This is a genomic window from Neobacillus sp. WH10 (assembly GCF_030123405.1).
GTDB lineage: Bacteria > Bacillota > Bacilli > Bacillales > Cytobacillaceae > Neobacillus.
Genome location: NZ_CP126110.1, coordinates 4,849,075 through 4,869,296, shown reverse-complemented (window position 1 = coordinate 4,869,296; position 20,222 = coordinate 4,849,075). Strand labels below are relative to the sequence as shown.

Genomic DNA, 20,222 nt, shown 5'->3' with positions numbered 1-20,222 from the left:
AGTTTTGTTGCTTCAGAGCGGTGTCTGTGAACAATTGTAAGCTCGTTTTGAAATGGCTTTTAATTATATACAAAGCAGGTTACAAATGAAATCAAAAAAGCTGATTAAGGATAAATTAATCAGCTTTTTATATTCCTTAGTTTAATTCTAATTGTGCTTTTAATTCATTTTGTACTCTTTGTTTTTCTTCTGGAGAAACCAATCCATAGTAGATTTTATCTATTTTTGTTCCTTGTTCTTTTATTTCCATTTGCTGGATATTTTTACCTGCTTCTTTATAATTTTTTTGTATATCCATCAGTTGATCAAACGTTAGATTGGTTTTTACATTTTTTCCAAGTGCTGCAAATATTTCAGAGAAATTAGTCATGCTTGAAACACTTAATCCTTCTTGAATGACTCCTTCTATGATTTGTCGCTGTCTTGTTTGGCGGCCAAAATCTCCCCTTGGATCTTCGTAGCGCATTCTAGTATAGCTTAATGCTTGTTCGCCATTGAGCTTCAATTCTCCCTTAGTAAAATGGAATCCATCTTGGGTAAAGTCTAAATCATTGTTGACCTTTATACCACCTACAGCATCAACGATATCCTTAAATCCTTCCATGTTTACCTGCATATAATAATCAATAGGAATATCAAGGAAATTTTCAACTGTATCCATTGACATTGGGACTCCGCCAAAAGCATACGCGTGGTTTATCTTATCTTCTTTCCCTTTCCCTATTATTTCAGTACGGGTGTCACGTGGAATGCTGAGCATTTTTACTGAATTGTTGTTTGGATTAACGGCCAATACGATAATTGTGTCGGAACGACCTTTGTCTCCTTGTCGTTCATCCACACCTAACATTAAGACTGAAAATGGATCTTTTTCTTTGAATGCTACTGGTTCTTGACGTTTTTCCGATTTTTCCCGTTTAATTGGTTGGTGCATCGTTTCGACAGCATTTTTAAAAGAATTATATACTGTGTAGGCATAAGCGCCACCGGCAATTAGCAAAACTAAAAGGATAATTCCAGTTATTTTAAGCCATTTTCCTTTGCGTTTTCCTTTTCCAGACCTCATTTTACAAATCCTCCAAATAAAATTATATATTTCTAATTAATAGAATAACAAAAAAGTGGTAAAGAGGATATTAATAAATTGTTGGATTTTGGATATAAATTCAACTGTAATGCAGCCACAAAAAAACAGTGAATAGAGACATTCTCAAAATGGGTGTCTCTATTCGTATGCTGTGACAGTAGGTATGACCGCCTTATCCCATTAAACCCCTGCCAACCACCAATTGGACAGAAAATTGTGATCGGTGGAATTAATTTGTTTTTACTCCAATATTCGACAAAATATGCTAATATCAAAGAGTATTAATCTCCATTTTTACCTCATCAAGGGGGACAGATTAAATGTTAAATGCAGCAACAAAGGTTTATAAAGAAATACCATTTAAAACCTGGATAATAATAGTAGTATTCTATTTGTTCCCTCCCTTAATTGATTACATTGATATCCGAGATCAGTATTTTCATAATGTTCCTTGGTTTTTTTATCTGATTCCAACATTATTAATCGCTTATAAAAAAGGAACAAAGTATGGAGGAATAGCTACAGGTGTGTCTATATTGCTGTTTCTCGTCATCGAATCGTTTGAACCAAGTGGTATCAGCAGGCATGAAATGATTATTTTTTTTGAAATGACAACAATCAATTTACTCGTCTCCATTCTTGTTGGGCTTCTTTTTAAAAACTACCTACAAAAACAAAGGGAATTATCGCTAACAAAAAATTTGCTAGAAAGTGTGTTTCACCATCTTGATATTGGGATTTGGTCCATTAATAAAAGTAAAAGTTTACTCCTATCAAAAGGAATTGAGAAAATTTATGGGTTGTCCCGTAAAACGGATTTACAGAATAATCAATTTTGGAAAAGGTCCATCCACCCGGAGGATTTGGTCATAGCTGAAGAAATTGATAAGAAGTGGGAAAGCCAAGAGGACTATGAATACGAATACCGGATCATAAGGCCAAATGGAGAGATTCGCTGGATTCGTGACAGTGGCTTGCCTGTTTTTAATGAGCATGGGGAGCATGAAAGATACGACGGTACAAATGTGGATATTACCAGACAAAAAGAACTAGAAATTTATCTGAAAGAATCAGAAGAAAGATACAAACATTTGGTGGAGAACTCCATTGTAGGTGTATTTATGATTCAAGAGAGCCAATTGGTCTATGTAAACCAGTGGCTTGCTAAAACACTTGGCTTAACGCAAGAAGAATTACGGGGAACAAGTTTGTTAGATTACTTTAAAGAAGCGGATCGGGTACGAGTCGGTAATCATTTTCAGAAATTAATAGAGGAGAAAGAATCGTCTTTTGTCGATCAGATCCAAACAGTGGATCAAGTGGAAGCTGCTGCATATCTTGAGATTCAAGCCACGTTAACCAAAATAAATGGATCTTCGGCCATTATTGGGATTGCGTTAGATGTAACTGATAAAAAGAAGGCAAAAGATGAGTTAGAATACTTAGCCTATCACGATACGCTAACAGGACTTCCAAATAAACATTATTTAATGAATGAACTGGCGAAACAGTTCTATCGTTCAACAAGTCTCGGCCTACAGGTTTATATCCTATATCTCAATCTCGATCGGTTTAAATTAATCATTGATTCCTTTGGCCATAGAGTAGGTGATCAACTAATTCAAATGGTTTCAAATAGACTACAAGATTCTATTACGAATGGGATGGCAATTCGCGCCGTAGGGGACGAATTTATCATCTATTTACCAAACGCGAATGAGAATCTTGCTTTGGATATGGCTTGCTCTTTATTGAATGCCCTTTCGGAGCCTTATTATCTAATAAACCAGGAGATTCAAGTCACAGCCAGTATTGGGATTGCCTCATTTGAAGAGGATGATGATTTGGAGGAGCTTGTTCAAAAGGCAGGTTCAGCGCTCCATTTTGCTAAAGATTTTGGTGGAAATCAATATCAGCTGTATTCTTGCGAAATTGGTCAGCAAGTGAATCGGAAGCTTCAACTGGAACAGCGTTTACGAAAAGCGCTGGAGCAAAACAATCTTGAAGTAGTTTATCAACCGAAATTACATGTATTAACGAATCGAATTTCTGGGATGGAGGCCCTCATCAGGTGGAAGGATCCTATTCTTGGAGTAGTCTCGCCTTCGGAATTTATCCCAATTGCTGAAGAAACAGGGATGATTATTTCCATTGGAAAATGGGTTCTGGAAACGGCATGCCGGCAAAATCGAGAATGGGAAAAAAGTGGTTATCCACCCATCCTTGTCTGTGTTAATATATCCAGCAAGCAGTTTTTACAGGATGATTTTGTCAAAATGATTGAGCAGGTATTAAAGGAATCTGATTTATCTCCTGAGTATTTAAATTTGGAAATTACAGAAAGAATTGCCTTATTTTGTATTGGTGATGCGATCGATAAATTGCAGCAATTAAAGCAGCTAGGTGTGAGTATTTCTTTGGATGACTTTGGGACCGGCTATTCGTCAATGAGCTACTTAAAGTTGTTGCCAGTTGACTTCTTAAAAATAGACCGTTCTTTTACAAAAGGTATTATTGAAGATAAAAAAGATTTGGCAATTATTGATTCTATCATTTCATTGTCCCATTCCTTAGGGATGAGCGTGGTGGCAGAAGGAGTAGAAGCTGAAAATCAGCTGAAAGTTTTATCGGACCTGGGTTGCGATGAAATTCAAGGATATTATTATGCAAAGCCGTTGCCTGTTCCTGAGTTTAAACAATTTTTAGATAAAACAATGGTGGGTATGTGCACCCAGATCAACAACGGATAAAATGGTTTTTTCAAAGGGCAAAGAACATAATGAAGTTAAGTATAAAGTGTGAATCGTTTCGGAGAATGATTAAAATGATCTTGGGTCTGTGTATGGTAGTGATTAAGACAAAAGGATAGAACTATTTTAATTACAAAGGGTAATTTGATACCTAAAACAAAAGGCTGAATTTCTAAGTTGTTAATGCTAACACTTTGAAACTGAGCCTTTCTTTTATTCCCGTATATTGTATAGTAAATAATGTCCAGCTTCAGCACCTAGGTGCTCGATAATAATTTACTTTACGCCCATCCGCGGATCTACATAATCCGGATAGTCAGTGATGATGGCGTCTACTTTCATATCAATTAAAAACTGTGCAGCTTCACGGCTTCTTACAGTCCAGGATGATATCTTCATTCCGTGTGCGTGAACCTTATCGACCAATTCTTTTGTAACAATCCCATAACTTGGGTTAAAGTAATCTGCGTATGTGGCAAATTCCTTCAATGCTTGATCTGTTGTGTGAGTAGTGGAGGAAGTAAGGACACCCATTGGAACCTTTGGAAGAAGGTCATTCATTTTTTTCACGGTGTCAAAGTTGAACGATTGGATGATGATTTTATTATTTTGCGGTTTATCAAGATTCCGTGCCTTCAACTGTTGGGCTACCTCATCTTCTATCCCGGGATAAAGCTCTGGTGCCTTCATCTCTATTAAGATACCAATTTTCCCATGATATCTATCCAGCACTTCTTCGAATGAAGGGATTTTTTCACCAGCAAATTGTTCCCCTTTAAAACTTCCGGCATCAAGGTTTCGCAGCTGTTCAAATGTTAGATCCTTTACACGCCCAGTACCGTCTGTCGTTCTGTCCACTGTTGTATCGTGAATAATCACTAATTTCCCGTCCTTACTGCGCTGAACGTCAATCTCGATGTAGTCGGCCTTCATGTCGAGTGCTTTGTCAAAGGCTGCAATGGTATTTTCCGGAGCATATCCTGATGCTCCCCGATGCGCGACATTATCAAATTTCCTTAATTCCCCGGTCGTTTCTGCCGCAAAAGCCTGCTGGAAAGGACTAAGAAATAGTGTTAGTGCGAAGCCGGCTCCAAGTAATGTTTTCTTCATTTCTCCATCTCCCTTGTCAAATAGTTTCGAACAAGGTTAGTTTATAAAAGAATTATTAAGCTAGTTTGTCATTCTTGTTTAGCTAGAGTTATAACATTATAAAGAAAAAAACGTATTTTTTCCTAGTTTTGTTTACATTTGGAATTGGACTAATTTCCTATATTATCTTTTTTAAATTTTGGCTCTGTTAAACTTGCCTGTTGATTTCCTCTCCAGGCGCTTCGCTTTCCGCGGGCGTGCCGGGGTGCCTCCTCGTCGCTTCGCTCCTGCGGGGTCTCCCCTGTCCCGTACTCCCGCAGGACATTGAATAAGCTTCCTAGAATAATCACCGCACGAAGGAAATGCGTTAGCATTTTCGAGGAGTCTCGCGCCTTCCGCTCCAATCAACAGGGTGTAAAAATCAACACTGAGCTTTAACATAGCCTAAATTTTTTATAAAAATATCCACAAATCTCCGGCATCTTTCGAGGTCTTGTGTTTGTAGGGTGATTTCAATCTTAAGAGTGACTGCTAAGTGGCTGTGAACATAGAGCATATCCCGAAACGCATCAACTGCTCCGCAAAACTTGGGATAAAAACTATCGCCTGTGCCGACTACTCCGGTCACAACGTGCTTGACATCCTGGATTTCGAAAGCGCGATATAGAGCGAGCGTTTCTTTCGGAATTTCTCCATCTCCCCATGTATAGGTTCCAATAATGATGGCATCAAATGTGGCGATCTCCTGTATGGGGAAATGTTCCACCCGAAACAGACGTACCTCTATTTTTTTCTGTAAAAATAAGTCCTTTATGAAATTGACTAGTTCTTCTGTATTCCCCGTTTTTGAGGTATACACGATTGCGAGATTCATAGTTCATCGAAACCGTTCGATTGGGTTACCTTCGCATAGGCCCTCGACTTTTGTTCAAAGAAATCCGATTTGGTTCCATTCATCATTTCATCGCTAAAAACATGAATCCATGGCATCGGATTGGTTCGGTCTTCATAAAGATTCTCTAAACCTAGCTGGCGCAATCGCTTATTTGCCAGATATTCCGTATATCCATCGTACTCGTCCAAATCAATACCTGTTATATCTCTAAGTATGAAAGCGGCCCATTCTTTTTCAAGCTCGACGGCTTGTCCAATTGTTTTATAGACATACTCGATATTTTCCTGATGATTCAATTCGGGATTTTCTGTTAACAAAATCCGAATAAACTGGGCGACGAAGTAGGCGTGCTGCATTTCATCCCTTTGGATATAGCTGATCATCGTGCTCGTTTTTAGCATTTTTTGTTGACGGGCAAGATGATAGAAAAAGGCAAATCCCGCATAAAAATAAATCCCCTCGAGATTAATAGAGTTCACCGCTAATTGAAATAAATGCTGCGGTGTTGGATTTTCGCGAAAGCTTTCATAAGCCTGTAAGATCAGATGGTTTCGTTTTTGAACGATGGGATCACTTTTCGCCTGATTGAACCGGGCATTCTGTTCGCTTAAAGGGACAAGCGAACTTAGGATATAAGAATAAGACTCATTATGAACCGCTTCCTGCTGGGCAATAACGGCAAAAATCGCCTTAAAGCTGGAATCAGTCACGTAATCCATTACTTGCGTCATCGTGGGTGTTTGCAGGCTGTCGAGAGAGGCCAGCTGGGTATTAATTCGTAAAAATACATCCTTCTCATTCGCACTAAGCAGGTCCCATTGTTTAATATCATCCTGCATATTAATTTCTTGTGCTTTCCAAAAATTTGACAATAATGTTTGATACAAATCGTACATCTGCGGGTAGGCGATATCATTCCAATTCAGCAGGCCAGAAGACTCACCGTTAATGATCCCTGTTGATTTATTAGGAAACTCCGAGTTTAGCAATTTTATTTTTGATAATGGTGCATGAATATCCATATTAGTCTCTCCTTTAGCTTTGGCACGCTTCACATTCTGCTATTTCTGCTTGGGATGTGCTTCTTACGTAATACGTCGTTTTTAACCTATGCCTCCAGGCTTCCATATGCAGGTTCAATAAATCTTTTGCTTTTATATCATGGCGAACATAAAGGTTAAAGCTAATCCCTTGGTCAATGTGGCGCTGACGGGCTGCATTTTGTTTAATACTCCAAACCTGATCCAATTCATGTCTTGCCCGGCGATAATAGTTATAAGTTCGATGATTTAAGTCTGGTGCGGTTACTTTGAATTTAAAATTTTTCTTCTCTTCGGCATATTCAACAGAATAAATCGGGTCAATCCCATCTGTTGAGCCGCCGATTTTTGCCGTTGATGAGTTGGGAGCAACCGCCATTAACCAGCCGTTTCGGATACCATGTGCTGCAATCTCCGTTTTTAATTTCTTCCATCGATCAGATTGATAATTTTTCCGGTCAAAATACATGCCAGTTTGCCACTCAGAACCTTGAAATTGGCGGTACGCTCCTTTTTCAATGGCTAGCTCCTTGGAGGTACGGATGGTATAGTAAGCAATGTCCTCATACAGGAGGTCTGCCAATTCCACGGCTGCATCTGACTCCCAGTGAATGCTTTTAAGGGCGAGAAGATGGTGCCATCCGAACGTTCCCAGACCGATGGCTCTGAACTTTTGATTAGTTACTTGGGCTTGACCTACCGAGATAGTATTTAAATCGATTACGTTATCCAACATCCTTACTTGGATGCGAATCAATCGCTCTAGAACATTGGCAGGGACCGCATTTGCCAGATTAATAGAAGACAGGTTACAAACCACGAAATCACCGGGTTTGCGGACGATGACGATATTCCCGTCTTCATCCAGATATTCATTTACAATCGTCGTCGCCGACATATTTTGCGCGATTTCCGTGCATAAGTTGCTGCAATAAATCGAGGTGCGGCCCGCTCCTGCTAGATGCTTATTAGGATTTTGCCTGTTCACTTCGTCACGGTAAAACATATATGGGGTACCCGTTTCTAGCTGGGACACCATAATTCGCGCCATTATATCCATTGCTCGGTATGTTTTCCTTGGTAGAAGCGGATGGTTTACGGCTTCTTCGTATTTTTTTGAAAAATAATGATGATCGGTTTCATCATAAAAATCCTCGAGTCCGAGCGGGTTTCCGTGTTCATCCTTCCAGCCCATATAATGCTTCACTTGATGAGGGCAAAAGGTATGCCACTCACCGATACTTCTTCCGAGTTCATCTGTTTCTTGCAGTTTTTTCATAAAAAGATCGGGGATGGTCACACCGGTAAAAATATCATGTGCTTTGCGGCGCTCATCGCCATTATTAGTTTTCAAATCAAGAAAGCCGTTCATGATATCTTTATGGAACACATCTAAATACACTGCGATTGCTCCTTGTCGCTGCCCTAACTGATCGACACTAACGGCTGTATCATTGACTAGTTTAATCCACGGAACAACCCCCGAAGAATTCCCTTTAAATTTTTTAATATCGGAGCCCAGGGCGCGGACTTTTCCAAAATAGATGCCAATTCCGCCTCCATCTTTACTTAACCTTGCGATATCCCAATTATTTAAATAAATGCCGTCAAGAGAATCGTCAACAGTATCAATAAAACACGAAGAAAGCTGGCCAAAGCTTTTACCCGCATTCGCTAATGTCGGAGTGGCAACCGTCATGTAGAGATGACTTAATGCCCAATAAGCTTCTTTCACAAGGTGTAACCGGTTTGAGGGACATTCATTCTGCATGATTGTCATCGCAATGATCATAAAGCGCTCTTGCGGCAGTTCATACACATTTCGCTCATGATCTTGGGCAAGATAGCGATCCGCTAGTAAAAATAGACCGATGTAAGTAAATAAGGAATCACGCTCCGGGTCGATCTCTTTTGCTAATTCATCGATCTCGTCTTTCGTATAGATGTTTACTAGATTGCTAGAATAAATGCCGATTTCGGTTAATTGCTTGATTAGGTGGAAAAAATCTCCGTACTTGAACGAACGGTTATATCCTCGGTTTTTGGCCGCCTTTCGATATAATTCATTCAGATATAGGCTGGCAGCGACAAAGGTCCAATCGGGCTGGTCCATCGCAATCTGATTGACGGCATAAAATAGCGCTTGTTGGTTGGCCTCTGCCTCATCCAAATCTCTTATTTGTTTTTCTATCATCGTAGTATCTAACTGATATTTCATCGAAGCTTGTCTGATAGAATCTACTACTAAATGAAATTCATCTTTAACTTTTGTGGTCATGTTCTCATTCCTCCTGCAAAAAAATATTGTTTTCGTTCCTTGATTAATGTCACTCTGAGGCTCTTTTTGTGCCCGAGAGGTCGGTTTTTTTCAAGTAAACGGTCACAATCTAGCCCTTATTGTGCCCGACTCGATTTCTTCTGGATTAAGGTCACTATAAACCCCCTAAACAACAAAAAATCCGCACGGGATAACCGAGCGGATGAAACGGATCACTTAACAAAAGGAAAAATAAGACTTCAAGCCCTTTGCTGCCACCGTTCATCTCCTCAATCCCCGAAGAAGTGAAACTACTTAAGAAAGACAGGTCTCCTGACTTATGCGTCATTCTACTTTGAGCCCTTCCCATATAAGCGCCTATTTTCATAAACGTTCTCATACAGTGGTTTGCTCATTTCGTCAGCATTTACAGTTGCGGGGGCAGTTCCGGATTCACACCAGATTCCCTATTAAGCCGATCACGGCATCTTTACCTAAGGTAAATACAATATATAGTTGTACTTTTGAAAAATAAAACAATATGTAGATAAGAAACTAAAATCAATCATAGTATAAATAGTTTACTATTTCAAGTATTTTTAATGGGGGCGGACTTAACTCATGATGATTCCATTATAGTTGATGAAATTGGCCTTGGCGGAGATGGAGTTCGTACAATAATGTGTTTAGCAGTTATAGCTTTAAGCTTGTTGAATCCAATTATCTATTACGGTATTAATAATCGCAAGGAGAAGAAGATTAGTACCAGGTGCCAGGCACCATCTAAGTAATTGGAAATAAAAATAAGAAAGGACTTGATTGGTTAGAATAAAGTGTGAAAGGGGTTTGAATATGGAGTTTACAATTAACTGGAAAGAGAAAATGGCATTTTCAGGTGTTACTCCCTCAGGGCATGAACTTATAATGGACGCAGCTCCAGAAGACGGGGGAGGGAACTCAGGCGCCAGACCTACTGAACTGCTTCTTCAGGCTGTTGCAGGTTGTACAGGAATGGATATTATCTCGATATTGCATAAAATGCGTCTAGAGCCTTCTGTCTTCCAAATGGATATAAAAGGCGAACGTGCCGAAGACCATCCCAAGAGATTCACTACTATTTCCATTCATTATGTATTTGAAGGTGAATTGCCAGAAGACAAGGTCATACGAGCTATACAATTGTCCAAAGATAAATATTGTTCAGTCGCCCATTCCTTAAATTCAGAAATAACCGTAAGTTACTCCATAAATGGTACTAAAGGAAAACAAGATATATAAGTTTGAACGAAGTAACAGCCTCTACAGCAATAGGGTAGTTACTTCTTTTTTTTGTTCAAGTTTGACCACCGAAAGTTCTATGTCAATGACGGCCCCTGTTTAATGTTGTTTTCTGTATCTTGAATAACAGAACATTAAATCAGTAGCTAATATTTCCTTTTGTAAAAATTTACACAATTCATATAAATTTATATAATAAAAAGATATTAGTATATATTTCCTGTAATTTTTTCATCCTCTTACAGCGCACTTGCTATGTTAATAGGCAATATGGAGGAAAATATTGCAGTTTAGTTTATGTCTTGATTAATAAAGTCAAGGAGTTTTTCTATGAGTATAGATGTTGAAGTCGTTTTATATCAGGTAGTCGCTGTTCTCTTGCCTATCTCCGTCTACCATTTATTTTTTTATGAAAAAGACAGCCAGCGTAGAAAGCCTTATTCTAAACTTTCCATCATTTTGATTTTCATCCTAGTTCTTACCATGTCACTACCAGTGAAGTTTTCCGAGGGGTATGTGTATGATTTTAGAATTGTGCCCTTTATTATTGCTTTCGTGTATGGGGGGACCGTGCCAGGGTTATTAGCAGCAGTGGTTGTGTTAGGGTACCGATATCTCATTGGTGGGGATGGCTTTTATGTCGTTTTAGTTAATTATTCCCTCACTTGTGCGGTTTTCATTTTAATGCGCAATCAATATGAATCATTTAAAAAGAAAAATAAGCTGATGTTTGTTAGCTTGGTGTTTTGGGTTAATACGATTATCGTGATCCTTACTCTATTTACAAAAAATCAAATAGAGCAAATTCCCTTCATGTTTGCTTTTTATTTCATCACCTGGATTTGCTTAATGATGGTTGTATTTATAATGGAAAATGTTAATCAGCAAATAGAAATGCGTGAGAAATTGCAAAAAGATGAACGATTAAATGTTATTAGTCAGCTTGCCGCTTCTGTTGCTCATGAAGTAAGAAACCCCTTAACATCTGTCCGCGGTTTTTTACAGTTAATTCATGATGACGAAAATTTAAAAAGTGCACAGAAGCATTATATTGATATTGCTTTAGCGGAGCTAGATCATGCCCAATCGATTATTAATGATTACTTATCCTTAGCTAAACCGAATACAGAGGGTTTGACAACCGTCAATATTTCGGACGAGGTTAGGAAGACAGTGGCACTCATGACCTCTTATTCTAATATCCAAAACATTTCCATCCGAATGAATATTCAAGATTCCCTTTATATAAAAGGAAATAAAAGTGAAATTAAACAGGTTTTAGTCAATATTATTAAAAATGGCATTGAAGCGATGGGGGCAGGCGGTGATCTACATGTTGATACATTTGAGAAGGACGGCGAAATCATTATCAAAATCACTGACAACGGTAAAGGAATGACTAGGAGCCAGCTTGACAAATTAGGGACGCCATTTTATACGACAAAAGAAAAAGGAACAGGTGTTGGCCTTACGATCTCGTTTCAACTAATTCAAGCAATGAAAGGGTCAATTTCGGTAGAAAGCCATATAGGAAAGGGAACCACTTTTACCATTAGATTTCCGTTCGTGACACACACCGAAGTTGTCGAATAAAACTTCGGTATGTGTCACTTCCCAAATAAACTTATTTAACTTGGCTATTCAATAAAAAAATGCCAGTTCTCACCCATCGGATGGACCTGGCACTTTTTTATTTTCTACTTTTGATCTTCATAATAATCTTCATTTTTAACAGTAAATTGATCTATGGTTTTACCATCAGATGTGATCGTGGTGATGGTGATTTGATCCTTGTCCACTTTGGTTTGTAAGGAAACGGCGATGCTTTCCATGTTGACGAAATCAAATTTTTCATCTGCCACAGCGTCATAGTGTTTTTTACCTGTTGTACCGGTGACCACATATACCGTTCCGTTCGGATCTTCTTTCCCGTCTTTTAGCTTTTTCGTTCTGCCGTAGGAATGATCATGCCCGGAGAACACGATATCTATCCCTAATTCATCGACGACCGGCGGCAGTTTTTGTTTCATGATTTCATTCCCGCCAAACGGATTTGTGTAATAAGGAGGTTTGTGTGTCACAAGGATTTTCCAAGGTTTGTCGGAATTTTTAACATCCTGTTTCAGCCACTCCAACTGTTTGTTCAGTATCTCGGTATTATCTGTGTAGCCTAATACGCTAATGTGCATGTTATTGTAATCAACCGAATATGTCCCGCCTTTGTCTTCTTCAGGTCCATTTTCGGGGGAGTTAAAGATGGCTTTTGCCAGTTGACCATTTGCATCTCCCATGTATTCATGATTTCCCAGCGTTGAAACAAGATCGGTTGAACGAATGTTGCTGTATGAGCTCAAGACTTTTAAGACGTCATCCCATTGTTTAAATTTTGACGATTCATCGATAAGATCGCCTACATGGATCATGAACGATAAGTCTTTTTTATCGAGATCCCCAAGTATTTTCGTAAAGTCACTTAAATCAGACGGCGATTGCGTATCACCCAAAACGGCAAATTCAAAGCTTTGCTCTCTGCTCAATGTGGTAAACTCTTGCAGCTCTGACCAGTTCTCTCCATCTCCTACACGGTAAACATAGGTTGTACCTTGTTGCAATTTCTTTAATGTTACTTCATTTACGCGGACGATTCCATTTTTCACAGGATCTTGCTCACCGGAGAATACTTGGTTACTGGATGATCCGGTGATGGTTTCAAGTGACTGCTCACCCTTTTTGTCAAAATCCTTTTTTCGTGCAAATTGAATCGCGGTTTTTTCTTTAGCTAAAGGGCTCGACATCCATGTGAACCCTTTTTCTTTATAAGGGTCTCCTGTTGGAGTAGAAATAATGTTTTTTATTTCAGTCTTAGCTGCTAGAGGTGGATAAGACTGCGTGTTCACTTTAAATGAATACTTCCCATCTTTGACAGCATATAAATCGATTTTCTTCACTTCATTTGTGATAGTATCCACACGAAGAGTACCTTTTTCATCTGTTTTTCCTAGGAGAACGGGTTCTTTACTGTCATCTATGACGGCGAAAATTTCCACGTCACCCATTAATTCATTATTGGTATTCTTTACTGTCATAACAGCACGTTTTCCAATTAAGATAGGGTCTACCGTTAGCTCAAAAGCACCTTTTACTTCTAAGCTGGCTGGCTTTATTGAATACGTTGAAACGAAGTTTTCTTCTTTTGGCATCGTGTATCTTAAGCTAGCTTCTAACATTTCATAAGTCACTTTGCTGCCTTCTTTTGTCGATGCAGGGATTCGAACCTGAATCGTTGCAGCATCAGCGGCGGCCTGAGCTTCGCCGTTATTCACTAGATTCAATGTTAGAACTCCAGTACTTGCATCATAGCTTGAGGTACTGGTGTTAAACCCATTAGAAAAAGTAACATTTTCGACTGGGAAGATTTTATCCATTTGCAGTTTAATAGAAGAGCCTGAGATCTCAGATGGATTAGCAGCTTTCACTACTAGGTCAACTACATCTCCCAGTAGGGCTTGCTCCTGTTTTTTAACTATTTCAATCTTTGCTGAACCAGTGTTCACTGTAAAATAGACCGATTTAATAGCTTGGTTTCCGAATTTATCAGGGACCATAAGGGTTACCTGATGTGTTCCATCCGCCCATTTAAATCCACTTAATGAGACGGACCCATCCATGTCGTATGAAAAATGACCTTCGGATTTGGAGTAGTCTTTGCCATCTACTAAAATTCTAATTTTTTCCCAATCAATTCCCGTTTTAAAAGGATCGTCTTCATGTTCACTCACGTTCGCTTTCAGATTGACCGCATTTGTCTTGAAATCTTTCCCTTCCACGTTTATCGATTGAATCACCGGTGGATATAAGTCATCCACTTTTTCGCCATATACGGCTCTAATATTATCAATATAGATGGTGCCTTTTGTCATGGGTCCGGTGATTCCTGATTTCGTGGACATTAATCTTATTGCTTGTGTTCCCGAAATTTTGAACGGACCTGTAAAGGAAGCTGGTATTTCTGCCTCGATGTATTTCCAGCCTGTCCAATCAATCCCTGGTTTTTCCTGATTAAGATTAATGGTTTGAGTTTTGCCGTTAACGTCGACAATATTCATTCTCAGCCAATAACCTTGTGCTTCCGGAGTTGCGTAGATCCACATTCCAATGCTTGAGGGATTTTCCGGAATGGCGATGTTCGATCCAGGCCCTGCATAGGCTCCTAGAGTGGTGCCGGTTTGGGCATTAGTAAAATCAAAATCCAGTTTTAAGGATTGATTGCCAAATCTTACTGGCGCCGGATATTCCGCCAAACTTAGTGACGCTTTTTCACCGCGGCCGACAACGGATGGTTTCCATCCTTCAAGCCCTGCTTCAAAATCAAATAAAACTTCAGGCAGCCTGCCAACAGAAACTTTGGTTTGTGCTGTAAGACTTGTGCCCTTCAAGCGAGCTGTAATATTCCCTGAAACCGATTTGTCTCCTGTGTGGAGCACACCAGATTCATCAATGGTTCCCATTCCTTCAGGGAGGTCAAACTCGACATCTTGAGCGTTCCAGTGTACATTTCTCTTTTGAAATTTTGTGATTAAGTTTAAATTGATTTCACTGTTTTTCGCTGCGGTTAACTCCGATCCAGTAAAAAACATCTCATCAGGCTGAGCAATTTTGATGATACTTTTTCCGACCTCATTTCCCTGATAGTTCAAGATGATTTCCAACTGACCTGTTTTCCCATTTGATAAAAACTTTCCATTCTCATCGATAGTGCCGAAGGATGAATCTGATAATGCCCAAGTTAGACCGGAAGCTGGCAATGCAGCTGAAGCCATGGATTTGTCTCTTCCCTTGGCAGTGAAGACAATCGTTGAACCTGGGGTAAAGGATTGGTCATATGGTTCGATATGTGCTGAATCAAAAAGATGATCGGATGGCTCTTTTGAGACAATCAGCCAAGAGTTGGCTACACTTCTTTCTGAACGGTCAGAAGGCTGATTGTCTACCTCAAGGTTATCGCCACCTAGTTCGCGGGTTGTAAAGGTAGATGATCCGCCGCCGTCAAGGTTAAGTGCATCGACTGCCCCTAAATCTATCATTAATTGAGCTAAATCAGGCATGGAGATCCCGCTTGAATAAGGCTCTTGTCTTCCATCCACAACGACAAAAAATACATCGCCGTCTGCTTTAATCCCAACTGCTGTTCGGGGCTCTTTATCTGCTCCAGTTTGTGGAGTTTGATAGATTTGTCCATTTTTTACGAGGATAGCATTACCTCCTAGCGCTTCTTGCAATTGATCTTTCATACCCTCATATACAGCTGCGTCACCAATGACGGCTTCGCCGGATTTCTTGATTCCGAAGAATTTTTGTGATGATGAATACTGAGCTTTCACTGCCTGCCCATCTTTGTAAACAACGCCGAGAGGTTCACCTGTGGCCATATTGTAAAAATCGGCATTCACTGCCGCCACTACTTGATGCTTGTCGCCATTTGCTGCATTGGCTTGCTGCCTAACGGGCTGCAGGCCAAATGCTGTCCCGTCATTAGGTGTACCTGCTTCAATAGATACACTAGGATTATGTACATCAACGTCCACTACGAAACTCTCAATCTTTTTTCCGTCTTTTCCTTCAAAGCTGTAGTGCTTTTCCAATACACCCAGGGCAAGACTAGCTTGAAATTCATTGATGGGTGTTTGAATTAAAGGTGAGTTTAGATCGAAATTACCTAAAGCTGATGTAAGACTTGGAGACATAATACTGCTTGCTAAAGCAAATGACAGGGTGATCGGTAAGATCCTTTTTTTCCAATTTCTCCTCATATGTACCTCCCTAAAAATTTAGTAACATCGACAAATTGTGAGCCAATATTCCAATTAACGACGTCAAATTCATATTAATGAAAGATTATTAATCTTTCATTGATTTTATGTAAAGAATTTTCAGAATTAAATAGGAAGAATGTCATAGGGAAAAAGAAAGGTGTATCATGGAAAAATTAGAGTGTCAATTCCCGCTCACCCAATAGATGCAGACATATTCTCTAAAAAAAGAGCTGCATGCGTTTAGCCCGACAATTTTTCAAAAAATGAGTTTTTGTAGAAATATGGAACTAAGGGCAGGAGAGTGTCATAGTTTCCTAGAATAAAGGAATGGCATAATCAAACATTGAGGTGAAACAGGATGGGTAAATGTAAGGATGATGAGGTTTGTGGAAAAGTTTTAGCTGTAAGTTTAAGTGATCAGCATACATTTAGTAAAGAAAATTACAAATGTATAAAGCTAGTGGAAGGATTTGGGGTTGAAGGTGATGCCCATTTCGGTACGGCTGTTAAGCATCGCTCAAGAGTGGCACAGAACCCGAATCAACCTAATTTACGACAAGTCCATCTCATTCATTCTGAATTATTCGATGAGTTAAGAGACCGCTATGATCTAAAACCAGGACAAATGGGTGAAAATATTACAACTTTCGGGGTAAATCTATTAGAACTGCCTACTGACGCCATCTTGTATATTGGTGAAAAAGCAAGAATTAAAGTAACGGGATTACGGAATCCCTGTGCCCAAATAGATAATTTTAAGCCTGGTCTTATGAAAGCTGTTCTAGATAGAGATGAGAAAGGGAACCTAATCCGAAAAGCGGGAATCATGGGAATTGTATTAGAAAGTGGGGAGGTAAGGCCTGGTGATTCCATTCGGATCCAATTACCGCCTATGCCCTTTAAAAAACTAGAACGCGTTTAAACTAATTTTTTCACTAATGGGGCAATGATTAAATACCAAGGTTTACTCAATAAATATAGGTTACATAAAGAAAACAATTTTTTCAGCTGGCGAAAAAACCTATAGTAAACTTCAGGGTATGAAAAATAAAAAACAAGACCTCTTTGAGAAAGGTCTTGTTTTCATTTTGTGAAATTACATCCGAGAGTGAACTTTTTCGCCTTGTACCCAGACTTCCCGTATGTTTTCCGGTCGAACAAGGTACATGATTTTTTGGAAAATATCCTGTAAATCTTCATTTGCATTATATAGGGGCAGTTTAGCCGTCTCAATTGTCGTATCGATAATTTGGACATCCCACGCATAATTTTCAGCTATGCGGCCGATTGGTAAGCTTACACTTTCACCACCGCCAGCAGTTGCGAAATAGAACGCTTCATTAATGGTGATGCGGGAATTTGGCACACCGCGCTCTTCTGCAGGAAGGGCTGTATTCACACCATCCTCTAACATTCTCGATGATATCACAGCTTGCCTGGCATTATCGAAAAGGCTGGGTGAAAAACCACCAGAAATGTCGGAGCCTAAACCAATTTCAACGCCTTTTGCATGCAAATGAGCGATGGGAATGACGCTATTGGCAAAATAAGCATTTGAGATCGGACAATGGCAAACAGCAGTACCCGTTTCAGCAAATAACTCTGCGTCATAATCATCTAAGAAATTACAATGCGCCATGACAGACTTATCACGTAATAGACCAAAATCATGTAATGCAAACGCATCATTTTTATTGAAACGATTCTGCACATACCTATGCTCCCAATCACTCTCGCTGCAGTGCGATTGGACATAAGTATCATGCTTAGCTGCTAATTCTCCTAAACCTTTTAACGCATCGTCGGTACAGCTTGGAATGAAGCGTGGCGTCACAACTGGGTAAACTCCCTGTTTCGTCCTCATAGCTAATTCTTTGACTGCTAAAATAAATTCCTCCGTATCTGCTAATGCTGTTTGGGTATCAGCATCACGATAATAGTCGGGAGTTTGTTCGAGATGATCCATCACCACTTTGCCCACTAATCCCCGCTGCCCTTTTTCGGCACATATTTCGGCAAGCAATAAACTTGCTTCTTTATGGACCGTTGCAAAATAAAGCGCTGTAGTTGTTCCGTTCGCGAGCAGGGTGCTTACGACATCTTGGTAGACATTTTTCGCAAAATTTAGATCTGAAAATTTAGACTCAATTGGGAAGGTATACGTGTTTAACCAATCATAGAGCGGGATATCTAATGCCGTTCCAGCTTGAGCCCACTGCGGAGCATGAACATGCAAATCGACAAAACCAGGTAAGAAATACTGACCGTCAGCTAAACGATGAAAGTTTTCTCCACCCTGATAAGTATCCAATAATGGTTGATAGTCGGCATCTTCTGGGGCAACGATTCTTTCAATCATTCCGTTCGCATTAATACAGAATAGATGCTCTTTTAAAATTTGGATTTCTTTTGGTGACTTACTCGAAAAAGCAGTCCCTTGGAAAATTCGCGTATATTTTTTCATGAATGTCACCCTAATGTTCGTATTTTGGATAGTATACCTGATATTATAGGGGATTTAAAATGTTAAGTCTATTTAGACAAATTGTCTCGAGGAAGTATCATGGAGAACATATTTCAAAGCAAAAAAAGACCATTACCTAAATAGATAACGGTCTTTAACCTACCTTTTGTACCTCAGATTCATGAACTAATTCTATATGAAATTTGTTTTCTTTCTCCCTAATTTCCCAATAGCCGGAAGTATACTTATAAATGACTGTATAAAGCTTTCCATCGTATAGCACTTCTTCTAATTCCATTTCCAATTTCATACCACCCTATCAACTATTAAAATGAGTGATACTATGTATATTCATTAACTAGCTTTTTATTCCGAATACCGTTGCTTATCACGATTCGAAATTTATCTAAGAAGTGCCAAGAAAACGGGCAATTAGAATCATGGGATAATAGGTGAAAAGAATCGTTTCTTGCGAGTGGTGGAAAACACGGTCAAAAATTGTTTAATTGGATCGAATGCTGTCCATGAAAGTGACGATGAGATGAAAGGGGGTGAGATGTTGCACTTCCGCCATTTTCTTATACCAGCTCTTATGGTTGGAGCATCCATGTTTATACCAGGCAATGCCTTCGCCGATAAGAATGAGCTTAATGGACAACCAAATTCCCAAAAGGAAATGGTACAAGCAAATAATCCTTCAGAAAAAACTGATAATACAGCTCCACAGGCTAACGTTCCGGTAAAGGCTGAGAACACAGCTGTTGAGTCTAATGGTCATGCAAAAATCGAGAACACAAATCCAAGTGGAAAACCTGTGACTGTAGCTGAACCTGCTAGAAAAAATCAGAGTGGAGTAAATCAGCCGGCTTCCAATGGTGCTCCTAAACCAGCAGCTTCCCAAAAGCCTCCTGCTGCAACGCCGAAAGCTTTGCCAGGCCAGGCAAAAGGGAACGGATACGGTCTATCTGCTTTAGACAAGGCAGAGAAAACCGGTAAGGCTCCTGGCCAGGAGAAAAATAATGCTGCACAGGAAAACAAAAGAGGGATAGAAAAGAATCATCCAACTACTCACGATACGGCAGAACATAACGCTGATATTACTGTAAAAGAAAAACGCGATTCGATGAGATTGGTTCCAAGATTCAAACCTCAAGAGGAGGGTTCAAACCCATCAAGTCCAACAAAGGTTGAGCATATTGAATCCCAGTTCCAAGTGCCTTTAGAAAAGGACAATGTCCCTGCCAATAAGGCAGAGGTTCCAAACGTTGATCAGGCTATTAACCCAACTCAACGGTCAAACAGTGCAGGCGGTCAATCAAATGAACGGGTCACCACGGGGTTAAGCACCAATAGTTTGTTAGATAAGTGGTTTGAATGGAATAAGTATTATGAAATTAAGCTTGTCCAACCATACCTTTCTCGTTATGCATTAATGAATACTCAATGGGTGAATGCTCCACCTTCACCACCACCGCAGGAAGCTCCTTTTTTTAAAACCGTTAACCGCAGCTAATTGCCACGGAACACGAAAATAAAAGGAGCGAATATT

14 protein-coding genes and 1 riboswitch are annotated in these 20,222 nt (G+C 39.5%); of the genes, 6 read left to right on the top strand and 8 right to left on the bottom strand.

Translation table 11 applies throughout. The features are described from left to right. Window positions 1-136: 136 nt before the first annotated feature. Window positions 137-1,066 carry a polyisoprenyl-teichoic acid--peptidoglycan teichoic acid transferase TagU gene (tagU, locus tag QNH20_RS23610; protein WP_283920370.1) on the bottom strand — a complete coding sequence of 310 codons (930 nt, stop codon included), beginning with the start codon at window positions 1,064-1,066 and terminating at the stop codon, window positions 137-139. 341 nt (window positions 1,067-1,407) lie between these two features. Here tagU and QNH20_RS23605 point away from each other — a divergent pair, with 341 nt between their 5' ends. Then, a complete protein-coding gene (locus QNH20_RS23605) occupies window positions 1,408-3,837 on the top strand; it encodes a bifunctional diguanylate cyclase/phosphodiesterase (protein WP_283920369.1) in 2,430 nt (809 codons plus the stop codon). A gap of 276 nt (window positions 3,838-4,113) precedes the next feature. Here QNH20_RS23605 and QNH20_RS23600 read toward each other — a convergent pair whose 3' ends face one another. The 4 genes from QNH20_RS23600 to QNH20_RS23585 all read right to left on the bottom strand — a co-directional run bounded on the left by QNH20_RS23600 (window position 4,114) and on the right by QNH20_RS23585 (window position 9,166). Further along, the gene (locus QNH20_RS23600) at window positions 4,114-4,947 is read right to left on the bottom strand and encodes a glycerophosphodiester phosphodiesterase (RefSeq protein WP_283920368.1); all 834 of its coding nucleotides are present in this window, start codon (window positions 4,945-4,947) and stop codon (window positions 4,114-4,116) included. A 400-nt stretch (window positions 4,948-5,347) separates the two neighbouring features. Continuing rightward, complete coding sequence (locus tag QNH20_RS23595; protein WP_283920367.1) at window positions 5,348-5,800, bottom strand: flavodoxin domain-containing protein; 453 nt, start codon at window positions 5,798-5,800, stop codon at window positions 5,348-5,350. Continuing rightward, window positions 5,797-6,843 (bottom strand): ribonucleotide-diphosphate reductase subunit beta, encoded by a 1,047-nt coding sequence (locus tag QNH20_RS23590; protein WP_283920366.1) that lies wholly within the window; start codon window positions 6,841-6,843, stop codon window positions 5,797-5,799. Before QNH20_RS23590 ends, QNH20_RS23595 begins: the two co-directional genes overlap by 4 nt. Before the next feature lie 13 nt (window positions 6,844-6,856). After that, complete coding sequence (locus tag QNH20_RS23585; protein ID WP_283923487.1) at window positions 6,857-9,166, bottom strand: ribonucleoside-diphosphate reductase subunit alpha; 2,310 nt, start codon at window positions 9,164-9,166, stop codon at window positions 6,857-6,859. A 259-nt stretch (window positions 9,167-9,425) separates the two neighbouring features. After that, window positions 9,426-9,625: riboswitch (cobalamin riboswitch) on the bottom strand. A gap of 95 nt (window positions 9,626-9,720) precedes the next feature. Between QNH20_RS23585 and QNH20_RS23580 the strand changes: the two genes are divergently transcribed. The 3 genes from QNH20_RS23580 (at window position 9,721) to QNH20_RS23570 (ending at window position 11,989) form a co-directional block, all read left to right on the top strand. Beyond that, window positions 9,721-9,909 (top strand): hypothetical protein, encoded by a 189-nt coding sequence (locus tag QNH20_RS23580; RefSeq protein ID WP_283920365.1) that lies wholly within the window; start codon window positions 9,721-9,723, stop codon window positions 9,907-9,909. 61 nt (window positions 9,910-9,970) lie between these two features. Then, window positions 9,971-10,396, top strand: coding sequence for an OsmC family protein (locus QNH20_RS23575; protein ID WP_283920364.1), 426 nt, complete (start codon window positions 9,971-9,973; stop codon window positions 10,394-10,396). Window positions 10,397-10,726: 330 nt separating this feature from the next. Beyond that, a complete protein-coding gene (locus tag QNH20_RS23570) occupies window positions 10,727-11,989 on the top strand; it encodes an ATP-binding protein (protein ID WP_283920363.1) in 1,263 nt (420 codons plus the stop codon). 104 nt (window positions 11,990-12,093) lie between these two features. On the opposite strand, the gene QNH20_RS23565 is transcribed toward QNH20_RS23570, so the two are convergent. Continuing rightward, on the bottom strand, window positions 12,094-16,206 hold the full coding sequence (locus QNH20_RS23565; protein ID WP_283920362.1) for a phosphodiester glycosidase family protein: 4,113 nt from the start codon (window positions 16,204-16,206) through the stop codon (window positions 12,094-12,096). Between the two features lie 361 nt (window positions 16,207-16,567). Between QNH20_RS23565 and QNH20_RS23560 the strand changes: the two genes are divergently transcribed. Beyond that, entirely contained in the window at window positions 16,568-17,131 is a 564-nt protein-coding gene (locus QNH20_RS23560) for an MOSC domain-containing protein (RefSeq protein ID WP_283920361.1), read from the top strand. Window positions 17,132-17,305: 174 nt separating this feature from the next. Here the strand turns inward: QNH20_RS23560 and guaD are convergent, their stop codons facing one another. Together guaD and QNH20_RS23550 are read right to left on the bottom strand one after the other, a co-directional pair. After that, window positions 17,306-18,673 carry a guanine deaminase gene (gene guaD / locus QNH20_RS23555; RefSeq protein ID WP_283920360.1) on the bottom strand — a complete coding sequence of 456 codons (1,368 nt, stop codon included), beginning with the start codon at window positions 18,671-18,673 and terminating at the stop codon, window positions 17,306-17,308. Window positions 18,674-18,827: 154 nt separating this feature from the next. Further along, window positions 18,828-18,977 carry a hypothetical protein gene (locus QNH20_RS23550; RefSeq protein ID WP_283920359.1) on the bottom strand — a complete coding sequence of 50 codons (150 nt, stop codon included), beginning with the start codon at window positions 18,975-18,977 and terminating at the stop codon, window positions 18,828-18,830. 252 nt (window positions 18,978-19,229) lie between these two features. Here QNH20_RS23550 and QNH20_RS23545 point away from each other — a divergent pair, with 252 nt between their 5' ends. After that, complete coding sequence (locus QNH20_RS23545; RefSeq protein ID WP_283920358.1) at window positions 19,230-20,186, top strand: hypothetical protein; 957 nt, start codon at window positions 19,230-19,232, stop codon at window positions 20,184-20,186. Window positions 20,187-20,222 lie beyond the last annotated feature (36 nt).